Here is a 6,389-nt window from a genome sequence, read left to right on the forward strand (position 1 = left end):
CCGCGGCGGCCGCGGCCCCGCCTGCTGCGCCGCCCGCAGCCTGCTGCTGGCGCTGCCGCGCCCAGCGGGCCTGGTCGGCGTGGCGCCGCAGCGCGTTGTTGTAGTAGGTGCCGCTGAGCGAGCCCTGCGGGTTGTTGTAGGTCGTGCCGCCCGGTCCGTTCGGCAGCCAGTACTGTGTCATCTGCGCCGAAGCCGGCGCGGCGGCGAGCAGGGCGGCAAGCCCGATGGCGATGTGGCGCATGGCGGTTCCCTCCTCCTGTGGAACGCGCACAGCCTGGGCCGGCGGCATGTCGCCCGGATGTCGCCGCGGGTTTCGCGCGCCGTAGCTTACGCCCGCGGCACGAGGTCAGCGCACCTGCAGGTCGGTCAGCGCGCAGGTGTCCACGCGCCGGCGCTCCTGCGCCTGGCCGTCCATGAAGACGACGCGGATGTCGTTCAGGCACTGCCCGGCCGGCAGCGGCACCACCAGCCGCTCCCCGGGGCGCAACACGTCGCGGCCCAGCCGGTCCTCGCCCCAGACGCTGTCCGCCGCCGAGGAGACGTAGATCTCGCGCACGATGCGGTCGCCGGTGTTGTTCAGCCGGAAGGACGGGTCGGCGCCGCGCGCGGCGGCGCGCTGCGACGTGGCGCCCTGCTGGAACTGCCGCTGCAGCAGGTGCTCGTTCATGGTGCCGAGCAGCGAGCCTTGAGGGTTGTTGTACGTGGTCCCGCCCGGCCCGTTCGGCAGCCAGTACTGCTGCGCGCCGGCCGGCGCGGCGAGCAGGAGCGAGGCGAGGGCGAGCGTGGTGCGGCGCATGGCGATCTCTCCGAGAGGGCTGGCGCAGCCTGCCGCCGTGCCATGTCACGCCGATGTCGCCGCGTGTTTCGCCGGCTGTAGCTTACGCGCGCGGCACGAGCCTGTGTCAGCCGCAGTTGTGGAAACCCCCACCCTCGATCGGCGCCGGCATGAGGATGCCGAGCACACGGAACTCGCCGCCCAGCGGTTCGATGACCAGCGCCGCGCCCTCGGGGAAGGCGCGGCCGCCGACGGCCTGCCCGGCGACCATGATCGCCGGCGTGCGATGCCCCACCAGGACGCGGTTGGTGCCGCGCGGCACCGCCTCGGCGAAGAGGCGCCGATGCTCGGCCAGCACCCAGTCCAGCCGCGGGCCGGAGAAGTCGTCCGCCAGCAGGCTGTCGGTGACCACGACGTTCGCCGCGCCGAAGGCGTGTTCCGCCGTGTCGCGCGCGCGATAGACCGGCCCGGCCAGCACCGGCAGCGCGACGGGGATGCCGAGATCGCGCAGGCGCTGCCCGATCCGCCGCGACTGCGCGATGCCGGCCGGCGAGATGTTGCGCTGCCCGGCGCGGTCGCCGACGCGGAAGCTCGAATCGCAGGGCTCGCCGCGCGTGTCCGCGTGGCGGAAGAACAGCACCATGCCGCCGGCGCGCAGCCGGGCCACCAGCGCGGCACCTTGCAGGTGCTCGGCGGGCACGGGGACGAAGCGATCCTGTGCGGCGGCGGGCGTGACCAGGAACGGGATGGCGAGAAGCGTGCGTCGCAGCATGCCCGGGCAGATCGGTGCGAGTCCGGTCCGGCTCAACCCCCGAGGATCGCCTCGACCACCTCCTGCACCTCCAGCGCCTCGCGCAGCGTCGCTAGGTCCTGCGGCTGGCCGCGCGTCAGCGCCGCCACCTTGTCGAGCTGCCCCTTCAGCACCAGCGGCCGCATCCGCTCGTTCGGCAGCGCGTCCGGCGCGGCGTGCCAGCCGATGTCCACGGCCAGCTTCTCGGCAAAGGACCAGTCGCGCAGCCGCACCTGGCCGCCTTCGCTTTCCAGCCGCCATTCGTTGTGATCGTCGGCCTGCGTCGTGCCGACGCCGCCCGTCACTTCCACCGGCACGCCGCCGGCCGACAGCGTCGCGCGGATCGCCGTCTCGCTGCCGTCGCCGGGCGGGAAGGTCGCGTCGCGGGACACCACCGAGATCGGGCCGAGCTGGCGGCGCGTCAGGAACAGGAAGTGCGACAGAACTTCCCGCGTGAAGCCGCCTTCCGCCCGCTTCGCCAGCCAGCCCGCCGCGCCCTGCTGCCAGCCGCGCGGCCAGGTGGCGAAGGCCAGGTGGATGGACAGCGCCCGCGGCGCGCCCATCGTGCGCCTCCAGGCCGAGAGCTGCGCCACGGCGGGGGAGGAGGCCATCGGGAAGTTCACGGCCGCCCGCGCGCCCTGCGCCTCCGCCGCCGCCACGAAGCGGCGCGCCTCGGCAAGATCGGCGGCCAGCGGCTTCTCCAGGAAGGCGGCCTTGCCGGCGGCGAAGGCGGCTTCCGCATGGGCGATGTGGGATGAGGGCGGGGAGGCGACGTAGAGCACGTCGCTGGCCGCCACGACCTCCGCCGCCGAGCCCAGCATCGGCAGCGCCGGTGCGATCTCCGCCAGCCGTGCCGCAGCGGAAGGCGAGGGGTCCCACACCGCGACCGGGCGCAGCACCGCCGGGTCGTGGTGCAGCGCGGCGCGCAGCAGCCGCTCCCCCATGATGCCGAAGCCGACGATGCCGAGCGCGACCGCCATGGAGACCTCCACTGGAACGCGGGCGGTCTAGCCTGCCACGCCGCCGCGCGCACCCCGCCAGGCCAGCACCAGCACCGAGATGACGGCCAGAAGTCCGCAGGCCGCCAGGAAGGGCAGGGTCCAGCTGCCCGTGACCGTCACCGCGAAGGCGAAGGCGGTCGGGGCGCTGAGATAGCCCAGGAAGCACAGCATGATCGCGCCGGAGGACGCCTCCGCCACGCGGTCCGGCGGGGAGACCCGCGCCACCTCGGCCAGGAAGATCCCGTTCCAGGACGCCGCCGTGAAACCGGAGAGGAAGGCCAGCAGCAGCATCAGCGCCCAGGGCGCGCCGGGCCCGGCCAGCACCCAGAGCGCCGAGAGCCCGGCCGCGAGCATCCCGTGCACCGCCAGGCTGCGCGTCGCATCCCCCAGCCTGTCCGCGCCCCAGCCCAGCAGCAGGCGCCCGATCACACCGGCCAGTTGCATCGTCGCGAAGACCGTGCCGGCGGCGGTCAGCGTGGCGTCATGCGCCTCGACCAGCCAGGTGACGGTGAAGTTGAACAGGCTGCCCTGCAGCGCCGCGAAGGCGAAGGCCTGCAGGCACAGCGGCGGAAGCACCGGGCTGATGCGCAGTGTCGCGACCGGCGCAGCCAGGCGGCGCAGGGTGAAGGCCTCGCGCAGCGGGAAGCGCGGGTTGCGCTCGGCATCCAATGCGCCGCGCAGCGGCTGCAGCGCCAGCGCGGCCAGGACGGCCACCGCGATGCCGACCCACATTGCCGCCTGCCACCCCCAGGCCGCGGCGACCGGGGCGGCGATGATGCCGGCCAGCGCCCCCCCCGCCGGTGCGCCGGCCTGCTTGACCGAGAAGATCAGCACGCGATGCCGCGGCGGCGCCGTCGCCTGCAGGATGCGGCTGCCGGCCGGCCCGGTCGGGCCGTAGCCGATGCCGAGCATCAGCGCCGCCACCGGCAGCAGCCAGATCTGGCCAGCCGCGGCCAGCGCAAGCGCCGCCGCGCCGGTCAGCACGCCCGCCTGCAGCAGCCGCGCCGGCCCGAAGGCAGCGACCAGGGGCGTGCCGAAGGCCAGGAACAGGATCGCGCCGAAGGTGTTGAGCGAGGCGAAGTTGCCGACCGTCTGCGGTGGCACGCCGAGTTCCGCCGTCATGATCGGCGCCACCACCGGCACGATCTGGCTGAGGGAGGAGCCGACCGTCTGGATCAGCAGCGTGGCGAAAAGGGCGGCAATCCAGGATCTGCGCATGGACGCAGCAGCCTGCTTCCCGCCGCAGCGTCCGTCCAGATCAGCGGCGGAACTTCAGGCTCAGCCCCTGCCGGGCCCAGCGCGCCTCGATCACGTCCATGTCGAAGGTGCCGGAGGGCCGCGCCTTGCTGGGCTGGTCCTTCAGGTAGGGCGCGCGTTCCCGCAGCCAGACCTCATACAGCCGGCGCAACTCGTCGAGCGGCTGGTCGTGGTCGTCCACCCGCAGCGAGAGGTCGGGGAAGTCCTCCGTGGTGGTCACGACCATCGCCGCGGATTGCCGCCCGCGCCGGTCGCCTCCGGCCGCGTCGCCCGCGTCCAGCGCCAGCAGCAGGCGTTCGGGCAGCGGCAGCTCGGCATGGGTGACGAAGGCGGCGTAGGTGTCGGCCAGCACCGCGGGACCCGCCAGCATGTTCCCGGCGAAGGAGACGCCGGGCGAGGTGATCTCGCCGCACCACTCCACGCAGTTGCCGCCGGTATAGGCCGCGGTGCGGCCGTGCCGGTCCACCGCATGGACCTGCCGCAGCCCGCGGCCGTCGTCGCCGGCCAGCGCGCCCTCGATCGCCGCCGCCGGCGACAGGCCGCGCGCCATGCCGTCCAGCACGGCGGGCCCGAGGTAGCGGTTGGTCATCGACTGCGTCGAGACCGCACCCACGCCCGAGCGCACGAAGGGGCAGGACGCACCGACCGCGAAGGCACAGGTCGTCACCGCGACGGCGAAGGCGCCGGTGGTAGGGTCATGCGCGACGATGGACCACGTCATCCAGGAATCCACTTCTCGCGGCGTTCCAGACTACATCCGCACCACCGGTTGCGCGCAAGCCGGTGGCGCATCATTTTCAATCGAAATCTCGATCGGGAGGACATGTCGGATGGGTCATTCGTTGCGTCGTCGTTCTTTGTTGGCGAGTCTCGCGGCGCCCGCCCTCCTGCCGGCCGGCGCTTTCGGCCAGGTCGCCTGGCCCGACCGCCCGATCCGTCTGGTTGTGCCCTTCGGCGCGGGCGGCGCCATCGACACCCTGTCCCGCACCGTGGCGCAGCGCTTTCCGGAGGTGACCGGCGGGCAGACCCTGGTGGTGGAGAACCGTGCCGGCGCCGGGGGCACCATCGCCGGCCTCGCGGTGGCGCGGGAACGACCGGATGGCAGCGTGCTGATGATGGCGGATATCGGCGCCAATGCCATCGGCAAGGAGTTGAACCCGTCTCTGGCCTACGACCCGCCCACCGCCTTCACGCCGATCATCCACCTGGTCAGCCTGCCGGCCGTGCTGATGGCGCATCCCTCCGTGACCGCACGCGGCATCCGCGAGGTGATCGAACAGGCGAAGGCGCGGCCGGACGGCTTCACCTATTCCTCGGCGGGCAACGGCAATGGCAGCCACCTCTTCATGGCGCTTTTCCTGAAGGAGGCCGGCATCCGCATGGTGCACGTGCCCTACCGCTCGGGCGCGGAGATGGTGACGGCGCTGGTGCGCGGCGATGCGCAGTTCGGCTTCCCCACCGTCTCCTCCGGCATCGGACAGATCCGGGCGGGCAATGCGAAGGCGCTGGGCATCGGCACCAGCGCGGGCACGCCGCTGCTGCCCGACACCCCGCCGGTCTCCTCCGTGCTGCCGGGCTTCGAATGCGCGGTCTGGCACGGCATCGTCGCGCCGGCCGGCATGGACCCCGCGCTGGTGCGCCGCATCAACGAGGTCTTCGCCCGCATCGCCGCCATGCCGGAGGTGCAGCAGCGCATCTTCGAGACGCAGGCCGGCGTGGTGGTGGGCGGCAGCCCCGAGCAGTTCGCCGACCACATACGCCGCGAGGTCGCGCGCTGGACGCCGATCATCCGCGAGGGCGGGATCCGCAGCGAATAGCGGCCTGCGCCGGAAGGCGCGGGAGGGCGTTCAGCCCTTCCGCGCCATCATGCAGATCGCCAGCGCCTGGTCCGGTCCGCAGCGTCGTCCGAGCACGCGCGCGGCCTCCACGAATTCCGGGTCCTCCTCCAGTGGACCGAGCGCGCCGCCCGCGCCCGGCATCGCCCAGCCGAGCGAGAGGAAGATCCCGTCCATCCGCGTGGGCGCCAGCCCCGCCGCGCGCAGCATCCCCGCCAGTTCCTGCACCGAGACCCCGCCCACCGGCACCGGCAGCGCCAGGCGGCGTAGCGCGCGCAACGGCAGGCTGTCCTTGTTGGTGGCGGTCACCATCAGCCGCCCGCCGCGCGCCAGCACCCGCGCGGCCTCTGCCAGCGCCGCCGCCGGATCGGCCAGCCCGTCGAGCACGTCCAGCATCAGGGCCGCGTCGAAGCTGGCCTCGGCGAAGCCGAGACGCGCGGCGTCCATGCGCGCGAAGCCGAAGCCCGGCACCGCGGCATGGCGCGCCCGCGCCCGCGCCAGCGCATCGGCGGCGATGTCGATGCCCACCACCTGCTGCGCCCCGGTCAGCAGCGGCGCGAGCCGCCCGCCGCCGCAGCCGATGTCGAGCACCGCCAGCCCCTCGCCCGTGCCGAGGTAGTCCACCACCAGGCGGTCCAGCTCCTCCTGGAAGGCGCGCTCGCGCGCCGCGCCGGGAATGCCGCCGGGCGCCAGCCAGGGGCGGGGCGGCGTCTCGCCTGGTTCGCGCTGCG

8 protein-coding genes are annotated in these 6,389 nt (G+C 73.7%); 1 reads left to right on the top strand and 7 read right to left on the bottom strand.

The annotated features are described in order from the left end of the window. From OZN99_RS22885 to OZN99_RS22910, 6 genes are all read right to left on the bottom strand, one after another. Nucleotides 1–241 (bottom strand): hypothetical protein (locus tag OZN99_RS22885; RefSeq protein ID WP_270937570.1); only part of this gene is annotated, 241 nt, incomplete at its 3' end. 105 nt (nucleotides 242–346) lie between these two features. Continuing rightward, the gene (locus tag OZN99_RS22890; protein WP_270937571.1) at nucleotides 347–796 is read right to left on the bottom strand and encodes a hypothetical protein; all 450 of its coding nucleotides are present in this window, start codon (nucleotides 794–796) and stop codon (nucleotides 347–349) included. 106 nt (nucleotides 797–902) lie between these two features. Further along, nucleotides 903–1,547, bottom strand: a complete 645-nt coding sequence (locus tag OZN99_RS22895) for a histidine phosphatase family protein (RefSeq protein WP_270937572.1) — start codon at nucleotides 1,545–1,547, stop codon at nucleotides 903–905. Between the two features lie 32 nt (nucleotides 1,548–1,579). Further along, nucleotides 1,580–2,545, bottom strand: a complete 966-nt coding sequence (locus tag OZN99_RS22900) for a Gfo/Idh/MocA family protein (protein WP_270937573.1) — start codon at nucleotides 2,543–2,545, stop codon at nucleotides 1,580–1,582. 27 nt (nucleotides 2,546–2,572) lie between these two features. Then, nucleotides 2,573–3,784, bottom strand: coding sequence for an MFS transporter (locus OZN99_RS22905; protein WP_270937574.1), 1,212 nt, complete (start codon nucleotides 3,782–3,784; stop codon nucleotides 2,573–2,575). A 40-nt stretch (nucleotides 3,785–3,824) separates the two neighbouring features. Further along, nucleotides 3,825–4,544: a DUF1028 domain-containing protein gene (locus OZN99_RS22910; RefSeq protein WP_270937575.1), complete on the bottom strand. Its 720-nt coding sequence runs from the start codon at nucleotides 4,542–4,544 to the stop codon at nucleotides 3,825–3,827. A gap of 121 nt (nucleotides 4,545–4,665) precedes the next feature. On the opposite strand from OZN99_RS22910, the gene OZN99_RS22915 reads away from it, so the two are divergent. After that, on the top strand, nucleotides 4,666–5,640 hold the full coding sequence (locus OZN99_RS22915; RefSeq protein WP_270937576.1) for a Bug family tripartite tricarboxylate transporter substrate binding protein: 975 nt from the start codon (nucleotides 4,666–4,668) through the stop codon (nucleotides 5,638–5,640). A 30-nt stretch (nucleotides 5,641–5,670) separates the two neighbouring features. On the opposite strand, the gene OZN99_RS22920 is transcribed toward OZN99_RS22915, so the two are convergent. Further along, nucleotides 5,671–6,389 (bottom strand): class I SAM-dependent methyltransferase (locus tag OZN99_RS22920; RefSeq protein ID WP_270937577.1); only part of this gene is annotated, 719 nt, incomplete at its 5' end.

This window comes from Falsiroseomonas oryzae (assembly GCF_027856955.1).
Lineage (GTDB): Bacteria > Pseudomonadota > Alphaproteobacteria > Acetobacterales > Acetobacteraceae > Falsiroseomonas > Falsiroseomonas oryzae.

Bases quoted from the DNA above. Each gene is read 5' to 3' on its own strand.
- OZN99_RS22890 (WP_270937571.1), bottom strand. From the start codon at position 796: ATGCGCCGCACCACGCTCGCCCTCGCCTCGCTCCTGCTCGCCGCGCCG.
- OZN99_RS22895 (WP_270937572.1), bottom strand. From the start codon at position 1,547: ATGCTGCGACGCACGCTTCTCGCCATCCCGTTCCTGGTCACGCCCGCC.
- OZN99_RS22900 (WP_270937573.1), bottom strand. From the start codon at position 2,545: ATGGCGGTCGCGCTCGGCATCGTCGGCTTCGGCATCATGGGGGAGCGG.
- OZN99_RS22905 (WP_270937574.1), bottom strand. From the start codon at position 3,784: ATGCGCAGATCCTGGATTGCCGCCCTTTTCGCCACGCTGCTGATCCAG.
- OZN99_RS22910 (WP_270937575.1), bottom strand. From the start codon at position 4,544: ATGACGTGGTCCATCGTCGCGCATGACCCTACCACCGGCGCCTTCGCC.